The 20,361-nt window shown below is 48.1% G+C and carries 19 protein-coding genes; 5 read left to right on the forward strand and 14 right to left on the reverse strand.

Annotation, left to right across the window (positions count from 1 at the left end; genetic code table 11):
- Positions 1 to 130 precede the first annotated feature (130 nt).
- Together C1A10_RS08140 and C1A10_RS08145 are read right to left on the reverse strand one after the other, a co-directional pair.
- Positions 131 to 712, reverse strand: a complete 582-nt coding sequence (locus C1A10_RS08140) for a nitroreductase family protein (RefSeq protein WP_101909811.1) — start codon at positions 710 to 712, stop codon at positions 131 to 133.
- 159 nt (positions 713 to 871) lie between these two features.
- Positions 872 to 1,210, reverse strand: coding sequence for a winged helix-turn-helix transcriptional regulator (locus tag C1A10_RS08145; RefSeq protein ID WP_101911601.1), 339 nt, complete (start codon positions 1,208 to 1,210; stop codon positions 872 to 874).
- A 115-nt stretch (positions 1,211 to 1,325) separates the two neighbouring features.
- Between C1A10_RS08145 and C1A10_RS08150 the strand changes: the two genes are divergently transcribed.
- Positions 1,326 to 1,721, forward strand: coding sequence for a pyridoxamine 5'-phosphate oxidase family protein (locus C1A10_RS08150; RefSeq protein ID WP_101909812.1), 396 nt, complete (start codon positions 1,326 to 1,328; stop codon positions 1,719 to 1,721).
- Positions 1,722 to 1,891: 170 nt separating this feature from the next.
- On the opposite strand, the gene C1A10_RS08155 is transcribed toward C1A10_RS08150, so the two are convergent.
- A complete protein-coding gene (locus C1A10_RS08155; RefSeq protein WP_101909813.1) occupies positions 1,892 to 2,257 on the reverse strand; it encodes a YkvA family protein in 366 nt (121 codons plus the stop codon).
- A gap of 626 nt (positions 2,258 to 2,883) precedes the next feature.
- On the opposite strand from C1A10_RS08155, the gene C1A10_RS08160 reads away from it, so the two are divergent.
- From C1A10_RS08160 to C1A10_RS08175, 4 genes are all read left to right on the forward strand, one after another.
- Positions 2,884 to 3,618 (forward strand): response regulator transcription factor, encoded by a 735-nt coding sequence (locus C1A10_RS08160; protein ID WP_101909814.1) that lies wholly within the window; start codon positions 2,884 to 2,886, stop codon positions 3,616 to 3,618.
- Positions 3,619 to 3,819: 201 nt separating this feature from the next.
- On the forward strand, positions 3,820 to 4,506 hold the full coding sequence (locus C1A10_RS08165) for a response regulator transcription factor (protein ID WP_101909815.1): 687 nt from the start codon (positions 3,820 to 3,822) through the stop codon (positions 4,504 to 4,506).
- Complete coding sequence (locus C1A10_RS08170; RefSeq protein WP_180951058.1) at positions 4,503 to 5,792, forward strand: HAMP domain-containing sensor histidine kinase; 1,290 nt, start codon at positions 4,503 to 4,505, stop codon at positions 5,790 to 5,792. Before C1A10_RS08165 ends, C1A10_RS08170 begins: the two co-directional genes overlap by 4 nt.
- Positions 5,793 to 5,979: 187 nt before the next feature.
- Positions 5,980 to 6,666, forward strand: a complete 687-nt coding sequence (locus tag C1A10_RS08175; RefSeq protein WP_180951059.1) for a response regulator transcription factor — start codon at positions 5,980 to 5,982, stop codon at positions 6,664 to 6,666.
- 134 nt (positions 6,667 to 6,800) lie between these two features.
- Here the strand turns inward: C1A10_RS08175 and C1A10_RS08180 are convergent, their stop codons facing one another.
- The 11 genes from C1A10_RS08180 to C1A10_RS08230 all read right to left on the reverse strand — a co-directional run bounded on the left by C1A10_RS08180 (position 6,801) and on the right by C1A10_RS08230 (position 20,322).
- Complete coding sequence (locus C1A10_RS08180; protein ID WP_101909818.1) at positions 6,801 to 8,555, reverse strand: hypothetical protein; 1,755 nt, start codon at positions 8,553 to 8,555, stop codon at positions 6,801 to 6,803.
- 145 nt (positions 8,556 to 8,700) lie between these two features.
- Positions 8,701 to 9,840, reverse strand: a complete 1,140-nt coding sequence (locus tag C1A10_RS08185) for a hypothetical protein (protein ID WP_101909819.1) — start codon at positions 9,838 to 9,840, stop codon at positions 8,701 to 8,703.
- Between the two features lie 517 nt (positions 9,841 to 10,357).
- Positions 10,358 to 11,329 (reverse strand): ROK family protein, encoded by a 972-nt coding sequence (locus C1A10_RS08190; protein ID WP_101909820.1) that lies wholly within the window; start codon positions 11,327 to 11,329, stop codon positions 10,358 to 10,360.
- Between the two features lie 9 nt (positions 11,330 to 11,338).
- The gene (locus C1A10_RS08195; protein ID WP_101909821.1) at positions 11,339 to 12,298 is read right to left on the reverse strand and encodes a type I phosphomannose isomerase catalytic subunit; all 960 of its coding nucleotides are present in this window, start codon (positions 12,296 to 12,298) and stop codon (positions 11,339 to 11,341) included.
- Between the two features lie 44 nt (positions 12,299 to 12,342).
- On the reverse strand, positions 12,343 to 12,990 hold the full coding sequence (locus C1A10_RS08200; RefSeq protein ID WP_101911602.1) for a D-sedoheptulose-7-phosphate isomerase: 648 nt from the start codon (positions 12,988 to 12,990) through the stop codon (positions 12,343 to 12,345).
- A 28-nt stretch (positions 12,991 to 13,018) separates the two neighbouring features.
- A complete protein-coding gene (locus tag C1A10_RS08205) occupies positions 13,019 to 14,020 on the reverse strand; it encodes an ROK family protein (protein ID WP_101909822.1) in 1,002 nt (333 codons plus the stop codon).
- A gap of 95 nt (positions 14,021 to 14,115) precedes the next feature.
- On the reverse strand, positions 14,116 to 15,129 hold the full coding sequence (locus tag C1A10_RS08210) for an ABC transporter substrate-binding protein (protein ID WP_101909823.1): 1,014 nt from the start codon (positions 15,127 to 15,129) through the stop codon (positions 14,116 to 14,118).
- Between the two features lie 32 nt (positions 15,130 to 15,161).
- Positions 15,162 to 16,193, reverse strand: a complete 1,032-nt coding sequence (locus C1A10_RS08215) for an ABC transporter permease (RefSeq protein WP_101909824.1) — start codon at positions 16,191 to 16,193, stop codon at positions 15,162 to 15,164.
- A 30-nt stretch (positions 16,194 to 16,223) separates the two neighbouring features.
- A complete protein-coding gene (locus C1A10_RS08220) occupies positions 16,224 to 17,741 on the reverse strand; it encodes a sugar ABC transporter ATP-binding protein (protein WP_101909825.1) in 1,518 nt (505 codons plus the stop codon).
- A gap of 229 nt (positions 17,742 to 17,970) precedes the next feature.
- Positions 17,971 to 19,419 (reverse strand): ATP-binding cassette domain-containing protein, encoded by a 1,449-nt coding sequence (locus C1A10_RS08225; RefSeq protein WP_101909826.1) that lies wholly within the window; start codon positions 19,417 to 19,419, stop codon positions 17,971 to 17,973.
- The gene (locus C1A10_RS08230) at positions 19,420 to 20,322 is read right to left on the reverse strand and encodes a sensor histidine kinase (RefSeq protein WP_242968885.1); all 903 of its coding nucleotides are present in this window, start codon (positions 20,320 to 20,322) and stop codon (positions 19,420 to 19,422) included.
- Between the last annotated feature and the right edge of the window lie 39 nt (positions 20,323 to 20,361).

Here is a 20,361-nt window from a genome sequence, read left to right on the forward strand (position 1 = left end):
GTGACAGGGCAAAATAAAAGCCACAAGGTTTTAGCCTTGTGGCTGATTTTTTTGGCAGGGATCAGTGGGATCGGCCTGCCTGCCCGTTTTAAAGCTGCGATTCGTGTGGGGGTATTGCTCTATCATATAGTTAGCGAATAATGCGGATAACATTTTTGCGTGGTTCGGCGGGGCTCGTGTCTCCTGCTGCATACCCCATAACAACTGAACCATACACGATGTGATCTTCCGGGACATCCAAGTCTGTCAGAAGCTCACGGATTAACGGCATATGCGTAAGCCCCGGCAGTTGGTTCAGCCAACAGGAACCAATGCCAAGGGAGTGTGCCGCCAGCATCATATTGCCGATGGCCAAGGCTGAATCCGGCATTGCATTCCCGCTGTCCTTTAAATTGGTGACAATAATATAGGTAGGTGCATGATACAGGAAGTCTGCGTGCTCATCCTTTGCCTTTTCGATCAGGCTCGCTACATATGGGTGAGTTTCAGGTACCACAGGAATCGTTAAGAGGGTCCTGCGGATAGCCTCATTGACTTTTTTTATCACAGCTGCATTTTGTACCGCAGTAAATTTCCAGCTTTGCATTCCCATACCGTTAGGCGCATAGCTCCCTGCCGTAAGGATGGCGTTCAAGTCTTCACCAGGTATTTGTTCTTCTTTGAAGGCGCGTACGCTTCTCCTCGTTAAGATATTGTCAAGTACTGCATTCATAATTGTTCTCCTTTGCTTATTTTATCTTATTATTCAGCATGATTTCCCGCTATATTACTGATCCAATTCCAAAACTGCAGAAAGAGCAGAACAGTAGGATTTAAATGCAAAGGGCGTTATTACTTAAAACGACGACGCCCTTCCTGTTCACCGGCAGTTTCAATCCTTGTTTTTCATATAGTCAATGTACTCGTTTCCCCAAGCACCCAATACATCCAGTACAGATTGGAACTTTTCCCCTATTTCACTCAAAGAGTATTCGACTTTCGGTGGTATCTGCGCATATTCTTTTCGAATGATCAATCCTTCGTCTTCTAAAGTTTTCAACTGCCTGGACAGCGTGGTATGCGTCATTTCTTCCGGCATTTTTCGTTGCAGTTCATTAAACCTGACAGATCCCTGAGACAACAAATACAAAATATACAGCGACCATTTGCCGGTCAAAACCTTCTGCGATGTCACATAAGGACATAAACCAAATAATTCTTTCTTTGCCATACCGGTATCCTTTCTGATAGTGGTATTATAAATTATCGTACTTGAATATATTCTCTTACGATCTATAATAATACTGAAAATATTGTAACACATCATTCCGAAAGGAGCAACCGTCATGGAAGAAGTATTAAATTATCTGAAAGCCTGCGGAACTTTTTATCTGGCAACAAATCATGGTGATCAGCCTCATGTCCGCCCGTTTGGAGCCGTATGCGAACATAATGGCAGGCTGTATATTGTAACCAATAACCGGAAGAAAGTGTACAGGCAGATGCTGGACAATCCGAAAGTTGAAATCTGTGGAATGAATCAGGACACCTGGATCCGTGTTGAGGGCGAAGCGGTGCACGATGAATCGCGGGAAGCCCGTGCCAAAATGCTGGAAGATAACAAAGCCGCATTAAGCAGCATGTATTCAGCTGATGATGGATTGATGGAAGTGCTGTACTTGAAGAATGCAACAGCAACCATTTACTCATTTACGGCAGAGCCTAAAGTCGTTCGGTTCTAACACTGAAAACAGCTACAAAGTACTACCAAGAAGAAGGAATCCTTACGGAATGCCTCTGAAAAGAAATGGCGGCGTTGTATATACAATGCCGCCATTTCTTTTTGGTATACGCGGCAATCGCTGCCGCACATTCACTATGCATACTGCTGGCGGCAGTCCAGGACACCAAACTACGCCACTGCATGAATCACCATCAGTAATAGAAACAGCCAAATTGCGATCACAGGAACTGCATAATACCATTTCTTAGGCCTTTTGTCTTTCCATAAGCTTTCAGATTTCTGGCGGCAGCCCTCCATAACATCTTGAGGTATAAGAGAAACTGTCCATGCAATTAACGCCGGCAAGATCAAAACGTCGTCCAAATAGCCCAAAACCGGAATAAAATCAGGTATTAAATCGATCGGTGATAATGCGTAAGCTACTGTAACAAAGGCAACTATTTTTGCGGCGGCAGGCGTATCTTTTCTGCTTAAAGCTATAAAAATAGCCGGAATATCGGTCTTGAGTTTCCTGGCTCTTTCTTTTAAATTCACAAATATGTCCCCCGCTTTATATGAAATGATTTGACAAAGGCTCGTATGAAAATCCCGTCTATAAGTTTATCATGAATGAACTTCTTAATCCAGCTGTAAATTGCCTTTCAATTGGACCTGATTCAGCCGTAAAAAAAAGATGGATGAATCATGGGCTTATATTATATAACGCAGCCGTCATGCTGTAAAAGACAAAGCGCCGTCGGAAACCGACGGCGCTTTGTCTAAAACTGATTTTTTTTAACGGAAATCAGGGTTGCTGGAGAGTTACCTGATATCCGCCTTGCGGAGGAAATCCCAAAAGGGATCTTGCAAGCACATTTATCATCCACAGGTCAACACTTATCCTGATGGTAATTATATTTTAAAATATCGCTGTTGAAAACGAATTGATTCTTGATTGTTTTTAGATGTTTCTTTTGTGGAAATTATATGAAGATCGCCTTGTTACCGTGCTTTACCTGAAAAAAATCGGAGCTGTACTCTTTGCTGCTTTGTTTCGTTGACTTCCGGTATTGCTCCATTTATAATAGACATAGCTGGAAAATAACCATCCATTTTTTAACTGGATATATGATTGAATTTTTAGAATTTCCCAGTAGATAAAATGAACAGGAGGTTTCACTATGACCCCAACGATTCTTCTGGCAGCGAACGAAACAGATCCTTTCTCTGCCGAAACCGTACGCCAAAACCGCATCCGATTAACGAGGCGAATGTTCGATGAAGGCTGGCATGTTTTATCTGCCACGTCAAAAGAACAGCTTCTGGCAAAGATCACTGCCGATCAAGGCATTGCCGCCATTGTACTGGATGGAACCGGGCAGATAAATACCCAGCATTACAGCAATTCCAGGTTGATATCTTTGCGGAGCCTCACCGACGTGCCGATTCTGATCATCACTGATTCGTCCGATGAAAGAAGTGACCTGGATATCTTAAACAGCGGCATCGACGGATTTCTGCATCAGCCTGTCAGCGACTCCATGATCATTGCTTACATGAAGAACCTGCTGAAGCGGACAGGCGCCTTTGTACGTAAAAAGATTGAATATGGAGGCCTGTATATCAACCAATCCGAGCATACTGTCGAGGTGGACGGCACTCCTGTCATCCTGACCCCAAAAGAATTTGAACTGCTCTATTATTTCGCGCAAAATCCCAACCTTGCGCTGACGCGATATCAAATTTTGAAAAACGCATGGGGATCCAGCTATGACGGCAGTGAGCGTACCGTTGATAGTCATGTCAAATCACTGCGTGGAAAATTGGGGAAAGTAGGGAATCACATTCTTACCATTCGTTCTGTCGGATATAAATTTACTTATAACAAACCTGTAGAGGCCGAAAAATCAGTATGATTTCGGTTTCTTTTTTATATTCACAAATTTACAATAAAACCGGAACATAAACTCCACTAACAATTCATTGAAAACTCACTTATTTTTTATAAAATAAAGAAAATCCCACCTGTCAAACTGACAGATGGGATTTTTACGTAATGGGCCTGGAGCGAATCCATAAGGCCAGACAATCATTTATGATACAGGAGAGATTTTGACATGTCTACAATATTAGTTGTCGATGATAGCCCCAAAATACGCCGCTTGCTGGAAATATTCTTAAAAGCGGAAGGTTTTGAGGTTCTTTTGGCCGAGGACGGTTCCCAGGTTGCGTCTATTTTAGAAAACCACATTGTCAATCTGATGATTGCAGATATCATGATGCCAAACCTTGACGGATATCAGCTGATAAAAATGATACGGGAAAACCATAACGAAATTCCTGTATTGATCCTGACGGCTAAATGTACCTTCGCCGATAAGAAGCAGGGATTCGATTTCGGAGCCGATGATTATATGACCAAACCTGTTGATATTGAAGAGATGCTGCTGCGCATCAAAGCATTGCTCCGACGCAGCAGAATCTATGCGGAAAACAAAATTGTCATTGGGGACATTGTGGTAGACCAGAGCAAACTGGAAGTGCAGATGCCGGACATCTCTCTGGTCTTACCGCAGAAAGAATTTTATCTGTTATATAAGCTGCTTTCCTATCCGGGGAAAATATTCACACGTCAGGAATTGATGGATGAAATTTGGGGTATGGACAGCGAGTCAACACCCAGAACCGTTGATGTCCATATTAAACGCCTTCGGAAGCACTTTGAAAACGTAAAAAAATTCGAGATTGTCACTGTGCGCGGGATCGGCTATAAATGTATCATCCACACGGAGGAAATGAAATGAAGCGAAGCATCTATCTGGAGCTCGTACTGATGATGACTGTCATCATATTTTTTACGATAGCGATCCCTTCTATCGTGTTACAAAACAGGACGGACTTCGTTATAGAAAATTATCTCCAAGCTGAGGTAATCGATCATGCCAAGAACAGCATTTCCATTATGGAGGATTACGACCTGCCGCCGACCGCTTTTCTAAAAATGGTCGATTTTAATTTTATTCATTCAGAAATCAGGGAGGATATTACATCATTAAATCTCAGTAAGGAGAATTGGCAACAGCTAAGGGATGAACAAATTACGCTTTTGCGGGATCGAAATCCAAATTGCTTCACCGCCGTCGCCAATTATGAAACTTGTTATATGGTCATGCATTGGGATGCTTCCCCCCTTTCCAAGACGGTAAAGCGCCTGGGCTTTTTCTTTATCGGCTGCTCGCTGCTGCTCGGCTTTACCACTATCCTGATTGCAGGGCGCTACGCCACAAAGATATACCGGGATTTAAGGTCCGCTACCCAGAAGATTGCCGGGGGAGATTTTACCCAGATGCTGCCCGTGCGCCGGCATCCCGAAGAACTGGCCTCCCTGATTGACAGCTTCAACAAGATGACGGTTCAGCTGCAAAGTATAGAAATGCTGCGCAGCAGTTTCATATCCGACGTTTCCCACCAGTTCAAAACTCCTCTGACCGTCATTGAAGGGTTCGCCGGGCTGCTAAAGCATACCGGCGATGAATCGGTTCGGATTGAGTGTGCCGAAGCGATCTCCGGTGAAGTCCATCGCCTTTCCCAGCTGACCGACAGCATTCTCCTGCTTAATCGCCTGGACAACGGAACCTTTTCCCTGCAAATGGCTCCCGTATCGATCGACGAGCAAATACGCCTGGCACTGGCCCTGAATGAAGCAAAATGGAGTGCTAAAAATTTGGACATCCATGTTCGGTTAGAGAAATTTACCGCCAATGGAAACGATGCGCTGCTGTCACAGGTCTGGATGAATTTAATTGACAATGCGATCAAATTTTCACCCCCGAATGGCTCCATTTCAGTTACCCTGAAAAAAGTCGTCCCAAACCACTGCTCTGTCAGCGTTAACAACGGCGGCATCCCGATTCCGCGGAAAAAATTATTGCATATTTTTGAAAAATTTTTCAGGGCAGACAGTTCGGGGATAACGGAAGGCAGCGGGCTTGGCCTTTCGATCGTGCAGCGAGTAGTCCAACTGCATCACGGGTCGGTTGAGGTTACCAGCGACGCTGAAACAGGCACGACCTTCACCGTCTTCCTGTAAACGCCGCAAAATGCGTGAATATGGTTATTCTTGTTAGTTACACGAGAAATATATATTTTATACAAAAAAGGTTCACATTATTTTCACATTTGGGTCCCCAAAGTTAACCTTAGTGAAATATTCTTCCTCTATAATAAAAATATTGAAAATTATGGATAAATATTTGACTGTCAGGAGGAACTACCAAGTGGTTGTGACCGCTCTATTGGTAATTAAAGAAAACGAAGACCGAAGAAAGATTGCATCACAGCTGATCGACCGGGGGTTTCGGATTGCGGAGGCTCAGGATGCGGAAACGGCTGCAATCATATTAAGTGAGAACAGCAGCGTTATTTTGACGCTTGCCGAATTTTCCCTGGAAAAAGAGTGCGACTTTCCAATCTGCAAGACAGCCTGCGGCAGCAGTCATAAAACATTCGTCCTTTTATTCGGGTGCGAAACCGGTGAGGACGAGCTGCTTTGTTTCCGGCACGGAGCTGACGACTGCGTGCGGGAACCTTTTGACCAATCCCTGCTGCTCATGCGCATCGACAAGCTGACGCGTCCGGAAGGGGCCAACGAACAGGGCGACATCGTTTTGGGCGGGATACGGATCAGCCCCCGGGAGCATCTGGTGGAAATCGACAACCAGCCTGTGATGCTTACACAAAAGGAATTTGACCTCCTTTACTATTTCCTTGTGAACCGGAACCTTGCGCTTTCCCGTGAACAAATCCTGTTTTTTGTCTGGGATGCCGACTACGATGGCGGCGAGCGCATTGTTGACAGCTTTGTGAAATCCCTGCGCGATAAACTGGGACCCTACCGGAAAAACCTGTGTACTGTCCGTAATGTTGGGTATAAGTTCGAATGGCGCATCGCACAATCTGCATAATACCAAAAAGACTCATCAGAAGCGCCGCGGAAAGTTTTCCGCGGCGCTTCTAATTTTGTCAAATAAAGCAAATAGAAAAACCGCTCAGCTGTGGAGGCAGCTGAGCGGTTTTTATTATTTGGTTTTGCTAAAGGTTATTTAGTTACTTTTTTGAATGCAACAGCGCCGGCAGCAGCCAGAGAAACAGCCGCGGCTACAACAGCAACATTCACCATGTCAGAAGAACCGGTATTCGGGATTTCCTTGCCGGTGTCAACGGTAGAATCGGTATCGTCAACGTCTTCTTCGTCAACGTCGTCAGAAACAACATCGAGGTCCAGTTCGGTATCGGAAATCACATAAGTGCCCAGGGTACGGGTCTTGATGCTCCAGCCTTCGATTTCGGTGGTGCCATCATTGTCCTCGTCATAGGTGAACTTGTCAGTCACATCTACCAAGGTGCCGTCTTCCTGTTTCTCATAGATGAAGCAGTCTTCCGGATTGGGGGTGTAATCGTCGTCTTCATCCCACGGAATACCAAGGGTCAGGGTTGCGCGGGAAGTTGCCGGGATCGTGGAAGAACCAACGAAGTCAAAGAACCAGAGGTCAGCGTTTACGGGATCACCGTATTCAGAATAAACTTCGGAATCGGACTTGGTGGACAGACGCGCATAGAACTTGTTGGCATCATCATTCGCCTCAAAGAACAGTCCTGCACGGTCGTCGCCCCAGATCAGGGTATTATCCTCGTTGTCATCCGGGTCAAAGTAGACACGGTCGCCGCTGTCCGGGTTGTCATCATTGGATGCTTTGTCGTTATTGATCCAGAAGGTGTAGTCGATCTTGATTTCTTCCTTTTCACCCCATACCTGAGTCGTATCATTCAGCTTTTTCGAGCCGGATGCTTTTTGGAAATCAGCGGCTGAATCCTTTGCCTTAAAGGTCAGGGTACCGTTGGATTTGATATCGTTCACAGTGGTGGAATCGTTCAGGTCAATTTTCAGATAAGCTGTACGATCCATGTCGCCCAGCTTTTTGTCTTCAACAACTTCGACCTTCTTGACCATACTGCCGTTATCATCCTTGTCAACGTCGAACTTAAAGTAGTCTTCGTTGGTCAAGGATTCGAGAGAGATTTTATAGCTATCATTTGTGCCGCCAGTGGGTTCTGCATCAGTTTTAGCTTTCTCGACGTCCTCTAGAGATGCAGGATAGTAACCTTCAGAGTCTTTATAAGCGCCCTCTAATTTTACTTTAGTCAATTCTGTGACTGCCTTAGATGCGGCATCAGAAGCATTTACAACATAATAATTGGTTCCATCTTGAAGTGCATCGCTAGTAGGTGTTGCAACAGCACCAGAACCATCATCGGCGATTACTTCTGTATCATATGCGCTACCTGTTTTTATTAAAACCCATTTACCGATATCGCCTACTTCTAATGCCTTTTTCGTTGCATTAGCAGCGTCAGCAACGTCTTCCTTTGTCAAATCTGACTCGACTTTTTGAGTAGCTTTGACAACGCCAGTTCCAGCATCATTAAGGTAAGTCGCGTCCTTAATGGGTGTGTCTGTCGGAACTGAACCATTCGCTTTCAGATATTTTGCAATTTCCGCTTTGCCAATTGTACCGGCAGTACCATCAGCAATGATATCTCCGACGCCTGCGCCCAGCGGGATATACATGGTGATGCCCGGAACCACACCATCAATATTGATGCTGTCTCCGCCGTCTTTTAAAAAGCTAAATTTGACATCACCATAAACGTCGTCATCATCGTTTGAGCTGATGTCCTCACCGTCAGAGTCGTATACGTGTCCTGCCTGGGCTGGTGTTGCAACTGCAAGCGCAGGAACCGCCATTGTCGCCATCATCGCTCCGGCAAGAACCGCCGAAAGAATTTTTTTCATGGTTTCATAAACCTCCTTAAAAATTGGTTGATCATTTTTATGTCAGGGAGCATCCTCCAATGCCCCGGACTTTTGAGAAAAGAGCTGAAAACAGAAAGGGCGAGTGTGGAGAGTCACCCGCCGACTTTGTCAGAAAGAGATACGATTAGAAACGGCCGGTTCCGGGATTGGGTTTTTCCTCATCTTCCGGAGCGGGCTCCGCAATCTCTTCGTCCGGGCTGGAAGCGGGGGCTTCCGCAAAGATGTAGGTGCCGAGGGTGCGGGTCTTGATAGTGAACACTTCATCGCCGTCGTCGTTCTGTCCGGCAGTGAATTTATCGGTCACATCTACAAGGGAACCGTCAACGACTTCATAGACGACAACGTCTTCCGCTGGTACGGTCAGTTGATCCTCGTCCTCATCATAGAACGGGTTGTAGATGGTGAGCAGCGGACGGCTGGTCGCAGAAATGGTCGGATGGCCGACAAAATCAAAGATGTAAGCGTCCTGTCCGGCAAAGTTTTCTGCATAGTCGCTGTCACTCCACTTGGTGGACAGTTTCGGAAAATACTTGTTGACGTCAGAATCGCCCTCGAATTCGAGCTTTGCAATGTCGTCATTTTCATCCTGCCAGGTAATGGTGTTGTCTTCGTCTTTTTCCGGTTTCACAACAATGCCGTCTGTACCGGCGTCAAAGGATTCATCATCCGTGTGACGGGTTTCATTGCTGACATGAGCGGTAAAATCAATGGTGAATTTACTGCCCTTTGCAATCGTAACGGTTTCTCCTTCTTTAGCTTCCTTGCCGTCCTTGGTAAGGTCTTCTTTGGCGGTAAAAGTGATTTCCGGGCTGATCTTGAAGTCGTCATCGGTGTAGTCGTTGTTCAGCTCGACATGGATGGCGTTTTCGCGTTCATTAGGGAATATAGTAGTATCTTTCACAACATTTTTCTGCTGGAAAGAAATTTTGCTGATGATCTTGGTGTCGTCGTCACCTTTATCAAATTTTTTCTTGAACAGATCATCATCGCTCAACGCAGATGCATCCTTAAGGTTATCAGTTCCAAATACCTTATCCAAAAGTTTGTCCATTGGAATCCAGATATCTCCGGTCGGAGCAAACTCACCATCTGTAACTTGTTTCCCATCTGTGGTTGCCGCATCGACACCATCATCGTTGTAAACATAATCGCTCTCAAAGTCGATGGTATACTTTACATCAACTTCCTCAGCGGCAAACACGCCGAGGCCGCCCATGGTAGCCACACAGGTTCCTGCAAGAAGAGCTGCAATAACTTTCTTCATAGTCTTTTTCCACTCCTAAAAAATCATTTTTTCTCATAAAGAGCTTCTCTCCATCGGCTCCTTTTGATGTCCTAATTATAGATGCCCCAACTGGAAAAGTCAAGCACTTTTGTTACCGTTTTGTAACTATTTTTGTGTAATAGTTCAGATATATGCTTCTAATCAACGCTATATCGCCTTTATTTTTGTCAATATGCATAAACAATGTAAATTAGGTGATCAATTTGTGCTGTTCATATGAATACTTTATGAGTGGTTATTTCTGTATTTTCATTTATATTTTTTATTCATGATATATACATAAATCCATCGCATAAAATGAATAATAATTTTATAAATCCTGCATAATTGTATTGAAAACAGAAAAATAAAAAGGCGGAATTTCCCGCCTTTTTCAGACTAATTTCAGAACATTCGGTTATAGTAGTAGCAAGGCAAAAATCTTTTTCATCTTCTCTCCTCAACAAAAGCGCCGCCGGACATTCCGTCCGACGGCGCTTTCCTGATTACTAACAGCTTATCTGCCCGCCAATTCACTTGTCTGATGGAAGAGCATTGCGGCTCCGATAATCCCCGCCTGATTTCCCAACGTGCACGCTTCAATACGGGTAACACCTGCGTCACACCCGCCAAATGCCTGGGCATACGCTTTTTTGCGCAGAGGTTCGAGCAGCGCATCCCCCTCCTTGCTAATGCCGCCTCCCAAGCTAATCATTTCAGGCTGCAAGATATTGATGATATTGGCGACCCCACAAGCAAGATAATTAATATAGGTCTCCGCCACCTCGCCGGCCGCTGCGTCGCCGCGTCTCATGGCCTCAAAGGCCGTGCGCCCGTCAATTTTGCCGTTTTCAGCGGCAATCTTGCCCATCAGGCTCTCCGGGCAGCGGCCGATTGCCTCCTTTGTAAAAGCGATCAGCGCAGTGGCTGAGGCATATGCTTCCAGACAACCCCGCCGTCCACAGGTACATAAGCGTCCTCCCTGTTCGATCACCATATGCCCGAATTCGGCGGCCCCGTAGCGATGGCCGCTCCAGATCTGCGAATTCAGCACGACACCCGAACCGACGCCTGTTCCCAAGGTAAGAATGACCGCACTTTGCGCGCCCTTGGCGCTGCCCGCGCAGACCTCGCCCAGCGCCGCTACGTTTGCATCATTTCCCACCCGTACAGGCCGTTCTGTACGGCTTTGCAGGTAATCCCGCATAGGAAATTGGTGCCAAGCCAGGTTGTTGGAATATTCCACAATTCCGGACTGGGAGTTGACCGTTCCGGGACAGCCGATACCGATACCGGTTATATCATCCCAGCCTATTTTCGCCTGTTCAAGAGTTGCCGTGCACGCTTTCAGCATATCGTCGCAGACCTCTTCAGCCGGACGCGGCAACGCGGTCGGGCAATCGGACTGTGCCAGAATTCGGCAAACCTCATCAACGATGCCCGCTTTTATATTGGTTCCTCCGAGATCAATTCCGATATAATACTTCATAGCTGCCTCCTAAAGCGTTGTAAACAGAAATGAGCCCTGCCCTGATAGGGTAACTTCTGAAAGGCAGCTGGGGATGAACAGATTGCCGCCCTTGAATATCGTTCTTTCAGCCCCGTTATAACAAATCTTTGCGTCTCCATCGGTGCAAAGAATAAAAACAAAGCTGCCGCCATTCATTTTGCGGGTGTAACTGCCGTCAAGCTCCACTTTCTCCACATTAAAATAATCACACCGGGCCAGCCGCCGGACGTTGTAACCGGCGGTTCTCTCCAAAACCGCCGCATTTGGCGCGTCCGCGCTCGCAGGTCGCAGATCTGCCGCCTCCAGCGCTTTTTCCAGATGCAGCGCCCGCGGTTTTCCGTTTACATCCAGACGTCCATAATCATAGACCCGGTAGGTTGTATTGGAGTTCTGCTGGATTTCGGCAAGCAGAATGCCTGCTCCGATTGCGTGAATGGTTCCCGCGGGAATAAAAAAGACATCCCCCTTTTTCACAGGCATTTTCTGGAGGATTTCGGTGACCGTACCGTCCGAAAGCCTGCACCGCATCTCTTCCTTGGAAACAATATGCCTGCATCCGAAGTATAAAAATGCGCCGGGCTCCGCGCCGAGGATGTACCACATTTCGGTTTTGCCCAGCCCGTTTTCGTTGCGCCGCGCATAAGCGTCATCCGGATGCACCTGAATGGAAAGCGGTTGTTTGGCGTCAATCAATTTAACAAGCACCGGGAATTTTGTATGTATCGAACAGCGGCTGCCAAGTAATTCTGGAAACTGTTTTACAAACTCTGAAAATTTGGCGCCAGAGTATTCCCCATCCGCGATTATGCTGTCCCCGTCTGGATGCGCAGACAATTCCCAGCTTTCCGCAATCCGTCCCAGAGCAGTCTGCTTGTGAAACTCCTCTTTTAATTTCGTTCCACCCCAAAGATAGTCCTTAAACGCAGGGGTCAACCGAAAAGGCAGCATGACGTACCCTCCTTGCAGTTACGTTTTATATCTATAAAGCAAAGTCAGAATTCAAACAGTTCCGACTCCACATACTCACAGATAAAATGATAGATCATCAGGTGGTATTCCTGAATCCGGTAGGTTTCTTCCGCCGGAGCAATTACGTAGCAATCCGCAATCTGCACCAGCTTTCCGCCGCTCTTTCCCGAAAGCGCGGCACATTTTGCCCCTTTTGCCTTTGCCGCCATCAGGGCATACCATACATTTTTTGCATTGCCTGATGTGCTGATTCCCAATACGAAGTCCTCCGGTTTTGCGTATGCCGCCACCTGCTGGGCATAAATCAAATCCGCGTCCACATCATTTCCGAAAGCGGAGTTCAAGGCCGTGTGCGCGTTCAGGGAAATCGCGGGCAACCCCCGTTGCAATTTTACTGCAACTTCATGCCCTTCATTCCCAAACAAAGCCCGGAACCGGTCTTTCAAAGAATCTTCCAGCGGCCTTTTTAGCAAAAACCCCTTCATAAGTTCGCCTACGATATGATCGGAATCCGCGCAGCTGCCCCCATTCCCACAGACGAGAAGCTTGCCGCCGGCAGCATAAGTGTCAAGCAGTATCCCGCAAAGCATGAAAATGGATTGTTTGATTGGCTGAAGATCCGGATGCTGTTCAAAAAAGCGGCGAACCGCCTGTTCTGTTCTGTTTTTCATTCTTTTCCTCTCCAGATGCAATTTGTCCTCATAAAACGCGCTGGAAAAGCGAGCCGGAAATTTCCCGGTCATACCATGCCACCGTCAGCGCGGCAACATCCCCCACCGATTCCGACAATTGGCTGGGAACCACCTCACAGACGGCTCTGGCCGGTTTGAGCGTCTCACGGAGGATGATTTCCTCCGCCGCCGGCCACAGTTCCTCATAGCAGCGCGCAAAAATACTGCCGATCACGATTCTTTGGGGATTGAGCAGATCGATCAGAATCGACAGCCCTTTTCCCAACTGGGCGCCTGTCTGCTTCAAAATTTCTTTCGCCAGTGCATCCCCTGTTTTTGCAGCGAGCCCGATCTTTTCCGCAGTGAGGCTCTCCAGATCAGCAAGGCTTGGGCAGAGCTCCGGCGTTCTTCCCGCCTGCAATTCCTGCATCACAACCGCCTTCGCGAACTGCGCAATGCCTCCCCCGCTGCAAAACCCCTCGAAAGAGCCCATCTTTCCGTATCCAACGGGGCCGTAATCGGACAGCCGGATATGCCCGAGTTCCCCCGCCATATCGCTTGCGCCCGTATAAAGCCGGTTGTTCAGAATCAGTCCGGCGCCCAACCCAGTGCCAAACGTCAGAAAGAGCATGTCCGAACAGCCTTTTCCTGCCCCGAACCGCCATTCCGCAAGCGCGCAGGCATTTGCGTCGTTGCAAAGCGTCGTTTTCCATCCGGTCTGTTTCTCGAAATAATCCGTAACCGCGACATAGTTCCAGCCCGGCAGGTTTGGCGGAGAAAGAATGACCCCCGCCCTGCTGTCCAGCGGCCCTCCGCAGCTGATCCCTATTCGCTCCACCATTTTACCCGCATCCGGAAGCTGTTTCAGGGAAAGCAGGTCCCCGCACAGCGCGTCCAGCATTTCCGCGGGGGCATAGTCTTTGGTTTTTCTGGGAGGGCATCGGTGCAAGATCCGATACTCTTCGCCTGACACCTCACCAATACATACGGCACATTTTGTTCCGCCAATATCAATTCCGGCTGCCAGCATACAGTTTTCTCCTTATCACTGATGGTGTTCAGATTTGATAAAAGGTGGTTCCTACTCCACGTAGAAACCACCTTTGCGTGTTGAAAGCAAAAAGATCAGAGGGCATCCTTATTGATGACAGATACGCCTGTATCAATATTCTTCTCGCCTGTGTCTTCGCCCGAAAGCGCCTTCACAGCTGTTTTCATGCCTTCATAACCCATGACATCCGGGTTTTGCGCCATCGTGCAGAGCAGGTAGCCGTTTTTGATCAGATTGAGGATTGTATCGGATTTATCAAAACCAACGCCGACCACCGTTCCGCCGGCTTCCTGAATCGCATTGCCCGCACCGACAGTGGAACCTTCGTTGGCGCCAAAAACGCCGACACAGCCCTGTGTAATATAGTTCGCCGCGATATCCTTGGACTTTGCCGCGTCGCCTTCGCCGTACTGTGTTTCCAGAATTTCAAATTTACTGCCTTCAAAAGCGGCGCGGAAGCCTTCCTCACGCGCAACGGTGGAAGCAGTCGCCGCGTTGACGTTCACGATACCGATTTTCCCCTCGGTGATGCCGGCGGCTTCCAGCGCTTTGATCATTTCCTTACCCGCGGTTGTGCCTGCCGCTTTGTTATCGGTTGCCAGTGTCTGGATTGCCGGGAAATCGGCGGCGGAGTCAACATAAATAATCTTCACGCCCGCGTCCTCGGCCTCTTTCAGCGCGGCCGTCACAGCGTCCGGACCGTTCGCCGCTAAAAGAATAGCGTTTGCGCCGCCCGCTATCGCATTGTTGATGCATTCAATCTGCTTCACATCGTCTTTCACATCAGGAGCCAGCCAGGTATAATTCACATTGTAGTTCACATTGGCAAGCTCAGAGACTGCCTTTTTGCATCCGGCATCCACATTGACCCAATGCTGGTCCATCTGATCCATGGTGATCAGATAAACATTATAGGATTCAGCGGCAAACGTGGAAGATGCGGATTCCTCGGGGCTTTGCGCCGCTGAGGATGCTTCGGACGGCTGTGCGGCGGAAGAAGCCGCGGGCGCGGGGGTGCTGCCGCAGCCCGCCATTAAACCAAGCGTTAAAACGAGACCCAGTAAAGCCGAGACCAGTTTGCGTTTCATTTCAATTCCTCCTAATTAATTATCATCAAAGCTTACGCTTTAACTTCCATGTTTAAAAGGGCTTTCTTTTTCTTTTTTCTGGGTTTTCCGGTCCTGACGATGACGTCCAGCAGCACGGAGATGACAACGATTACGCCGATTACGATATTCCGGATGGCAACCGGCGCGCCCGCAAACTGCAGGCCATTTTGCAATACGCCCCAGATGGATGCGCCTACAACGGTGCCGATCAGAATGCCCTGCCCGCCGAGCGTGCTGACGCCGCCGATTACAGATGCGGCAACCGCATACATTTCATAGGTGTTGCCCGCGTCCATGGTCCCCATCCCGCTGGTCGCACAGATGATCAGCCCCACCACACAGGAGCAGATCGCACTGACGATATACGCGTTCGTTGTAGTGGATACGATGTTGATGCCGGACAGCCTTGACGCCTCCACATTGCTTCCGATTGCATAGATATGGCGGCCGGTTCTGGTTTTGCTCAGAAGGAAATCGAAGATCAGCCACAGGATTGCCGCAATCCAGATCGTATTAAAGACACCCAGCACCTTTCCGTAATAGAAAAAGTCCCGGAATCCCTGTGCCGCGTCCCCGATCGAGTCGGTATTATAGTTGTTGTTGACAATCTGGGCGATTCCCCGGGCAATGGTCATCGTGCCCAGCGTCGCAATAAAAGGGGGAAGCTTACAGTTTGCCACCAGCTGCCCATTGATGATCCCCACCAAGACGCAGCAGACCAGTGTAATAAGCACCGCGACCCACGGGTTCACGCCTTTTGTCATCAGCGTTGCGGAAATCATACAGCTCATGCCCACAACGGAACCGATGGAAAGGTCGATGTTCCCGGTTATCAGCACATAGGACTGCCCGATGCCGATCAGCAAAATCGGCGCGATCTGGCGCAGCAGGTTTGCCACGTTTTTATCCGAAAAAAATGTGGGGTTCAAAATACCAAAGACGATGCACAGAATGATAAGGCCGACCGTAACCGTAATAACCTGCCCCATGCCTCTGGCGGCAATCAGTCTTTTCAAAGGGTTCTGACGATAGTTCTGTTTCATATTCAACTCTCCCAAGGCAATTTTTATTCTTCAGAGACTGGCCGCCGGGTTCAGTTTCTGATCGAATTTGGTGGCACACTCCAGAATGCGGTTTTGGGTTGCCTCTTCAGCCATAAATTCGCCGGTAATCCTGCCGTCACACATAACAAGTATCCGGTCACTGATTCCCATGATCTCCGGCATTTCGGAAGAAACAAAAAACACGCCGATTCCGCTCTGCTTCAAACGGTTCATCAGATTGTAGATTTCCACCTTGGCGGCAACATCGATCCCGCGCGTCGGCTCGTCGAACATCACGACACGGGAATTGCGCGCCAGCCACTTGCCCACAACCACCTTCTGCTGGTTGCCGCCGGACAGGCTCCCCGCGTCTACTTCCGCGTTGGGCAGCCGGATGGTAAGCTCTTCTACCGTCTGATCCACCATTGCCGTTTCCTTTGCGCGGTTCACAACGCCCGCGCGTCCGCACAGAATGTCCAGATTGGGCAGCGCAATATTTTCGCGGATGCTCAGCTTCGTGCACAGGCCGTCTTTTTTCCGGTCCTCCGGTACAAGAACCAGCCCGTTTTTAATTGCATCCATGGGCTTCTGGATGGAAATGCTTTTTCCGTCCAGAATGATCTCCCCGCTTTCTTTTGGGTCGACGCCAAAAACCGCCCTTGTCATTTCGGTTCTTCCCGCGCCCATCAATCCTGCTATGCCGACAATTTCACCCTCATGCAATTCAAAGTTGATATTTCTGACCAGTTTCCCGGCATTGAGATTTTTTACCTCCAGTATTTTTCTCCCGCGCCTGCTCTCCACTTTCGGGAATTTTTCTTTAATTTCCCGGCCAACCATGTTGGAGATGATCTCCTGCATCGAGGTATCCGCAAAGTCCATGCTGGTCACATACCTGCCGTCGCGCATGATTGTAACGCGGTCGACAATATGCTGCAGTTCTTCCAGCCGGTGAGAAATATAAACAATTCCGCAGCCTTCCTCCCTCAGTTTGCGTATGATCGCAAACAGATCGTCAATTTCTTTCGAAGTCAGCGCTGAGGTGGGTTCATCCATGATCAGGATTCTGGCATTTGTGGAGAGGGCCTTGGCAATCTCCACCATCTGCTGTTTTGAAACAGCAAGGTCGCCGACGATGATCTCCGGCGAAATTGCGATATTCAGCCGGTCAAGAATCTTTTGTGCCTGGCTGTTCATTTCCTTGTTAGAGAGCACACCCGAACGTGTCATTTCACGCCCTAAAAAGATATTTTCCGCGACGGAAAGGTGCGCGCACATATTCAGTTCCTGATGAATGATCGCAACCCCCAACTCCTGCGCCTTTTTGGGGGTCAGATCGGTTACAGTTTCCCCAAAAATCGAAATGTCGCCGCTATCCCGTGTATAGACCCCGCTGAGCACCTTCATCAGCGTCGATTTTCCCGCCCCGTTTTCCCCAAGCAGTGCCATGACTTCGCCGGCTTTTAAGTTGAACGAAACATCGTCCAAAGCTTTGACGCCGGGAAATGATTTCTGAATATGTTCCATCTCAACGATATATTCGAGCATTCCGTTCACCCATCTTCATCATTTGCTACGCATCGATTACAGTTTTCAGTATAGCATTGGCGTCCCCAATGGGTAAGGGGGCAGGATTTGTACTTACAGGGGGTTTTTTTAGAACTTTTTATATCGTTCGTATATTATGCAATGAAAATGTTTATTGATTTTATTGCTTATGCCTAATTACATAAAAAAAGGCCGCCCTGTCTGAGGACAGCCTTTTGGCCTATACATTTTACTGATTCGTCCTAAAAAAGTGAAATTCTTCACTGTGATATTCCCTGCAAAGCCGGCCGTTTTCAATGACCATCAGCCGGTCGGCCACCACAAGGGAATCCGAAATACTGACCGCCAGAATCACCACGGCAATCTTTCTTTCCCGAAGCCGGTTGATCAGCCCGATCAGATGGTGCCGCAGGTACATGTCCGCTCCGGAAAAAGGCTGGACACACAAAACCACCTTGGGATGATAAAGATGCACTTTATAATAGACCAGGTTATATAGGGAAAACGGGGTCAGCTTCGTAATATCGTCCGCGTAAATATCTGTTCCGATCAGCGGTTCATATTCCTGTGCGACACTTTTGCGGATGCTCGGATTTGTCCATAAAAAGGGGCGCTTTTGATCCAGCAGGAAGCAAAGGTTGTCCAGGTAACTCATTTCCTGAAATAGCATGGCCCGAATGGGGTTTTCCTCGATAAAGCAGAGTTCCTTTTTCAGGCGGGAACCATTTTCCTTCCAGTCAGACCCATCCAGCAGGATTTTGCCGGAAAGCGGCAGCATTTCGTTGTTCATCAGGCGCAGGATATCTCCCAGCGCCGTGTTGTTCATATCGAGAAAGACGACACACTCGCCTTTTTCGACGGTAAAACTTATGTCTTTTATCGTTTCGGTAAAAACATGCTCGAATTTCAAAATCCCGTTTTTTCCGGATTTATGGATTGCAGGAGAATCGATCCGACTGAAGTCCAGGGTGTAATGGCTGATAATCTCGTCGTGAAAATTCGTTTGGTCCAGGACTTTCCGGACCTTCCCGTTCTCCATCAAAGAGACGTGGTCACAGATTTTAAACGCTTCCTCGTGATGGTTGCAGATATACAAAAAGGACAGACCCTGCGCGGCATAGTGCCGCAGAAGGTCATGAATGATTTTTAAATCCGAAGCGCTGATAAAGTTGCTGATATCGCGGATCACAATCAGCTTTGCGCCGGTCACGACCGCTTTGAGCAGTTCCACCACACACTTTTCAAAAAACGACAGATTGGCTACCAGCTCATTCGCGTCGATATGGACATTCAGCTCTTCCGTGAACCGGGCAAGCTGCTCCTCGAGAATTCCCGGATGGATCAGATATTGTTTGAACCCCCTGCGCAGGACAAAAATGTTGTCCGCGACCGTCAAGTCCTCAACGAGGCGGCTGCGCTGTTCGATGACGGAAACCCTGTTCACGCTCATGGAGCTGTGCTCATAATTGTTGACAAGATTCCCCTGAAAATAAACGTAGCCATAATGGATGGGGACATTCTGGCAAAGCAGGCGAATCAGGGCCTCCTGCCCCTGCGCGTTGATACATACGAGCCCCATGATTTCGCCCTGAAAAATGTGAAGGTTCAGCTGGTCAAGAAGAGTCACCCCGTCGGCGATCTGGGTAACGCGCTCCAATCGAATGATCTCGTTTTTCATTCAGACCCTCTTTTCCTCCCCCGCAATCAGGGGCAGCGTGATTTCAACATCCGTCCCCACATTGACGGTACTGTACAAAACGATGCCGTATTGTTCCCCGAACAGCAGCTTAATCCGGTTATTGACGTTGATGATCGCAATGCCGCCCTTCTTTTCGCCGTCCGGATTTACATATTCAAGGGACTGGATATTGAGCTTTTCATTCAGCTCCCGCAGCCTGCTTTCCTCCATGCCCATCCCGTCATCCGAAACCGTAATAATCAGGCGTTTAGGCGTGGTCTCAATCTTAATGCGGATATTACCCCGCCCGATTTTTCGCTCAATCCCATGAAAAATCGAATTCTCTACAATCGGCTGCAGCGTGAGCTTGGGCATCCGGTATTTTAATATCTCTTCGCGATCCTCACAGTCGTATACAATGCTCAGGTTCAGTCGTTCCCCGAAACGGTACTGCTGAATAATGTAATAGTTTTCGATATTGGTCAGCTCGTCCTCCAGCGTAACCAGGTTTTCGACGTTGGAAATCGTATAGCGGAAAAACGTCGCCAGAGCCTCCGTCATTTCCGCGACATTGTCCAGCCCTGCCGCGATCGCCTCGCCGCGGATTCCCTCCAGCGTATTGTATAAAAAATGCGGATTGATCTGGTTTTGCAGCGCAAGGTACTGCGCCTGCTTTCTGGTTGCGCTGATCAGCTCGTTGGTATTCAGGTGGGCTTTCAGCTTTTTCAATGTATTTTCCATTTTAGGGCTGAAAGGATAGCGCAGCTCATAGATTCCCTGCAGCGTATATCCGCTCGCAAAAAGCTGGAGCACCTTCTCCGTCTCCTGATAAGGCAGCCAGACCCAACGGTATCCGAAATACAGAAGCCCGGCCAGACACAAAAAGCCAAACAGCAGCAACACGATGTAGTCCTTAGATGAAACAGCTATCAAGAGTAATGC

Origin of the sequence: Marasmitruncus massiliensis (assembly GCF_900186535.1) — a bacterium.
In the GTDB taxonomy this organism is placed as follows: Bacteria; Bacillota; Clostridia; order Oscillospirales; family Ruminococcaceae; genus Anaerotruncus; species Anaerotruncus massiliensis_A.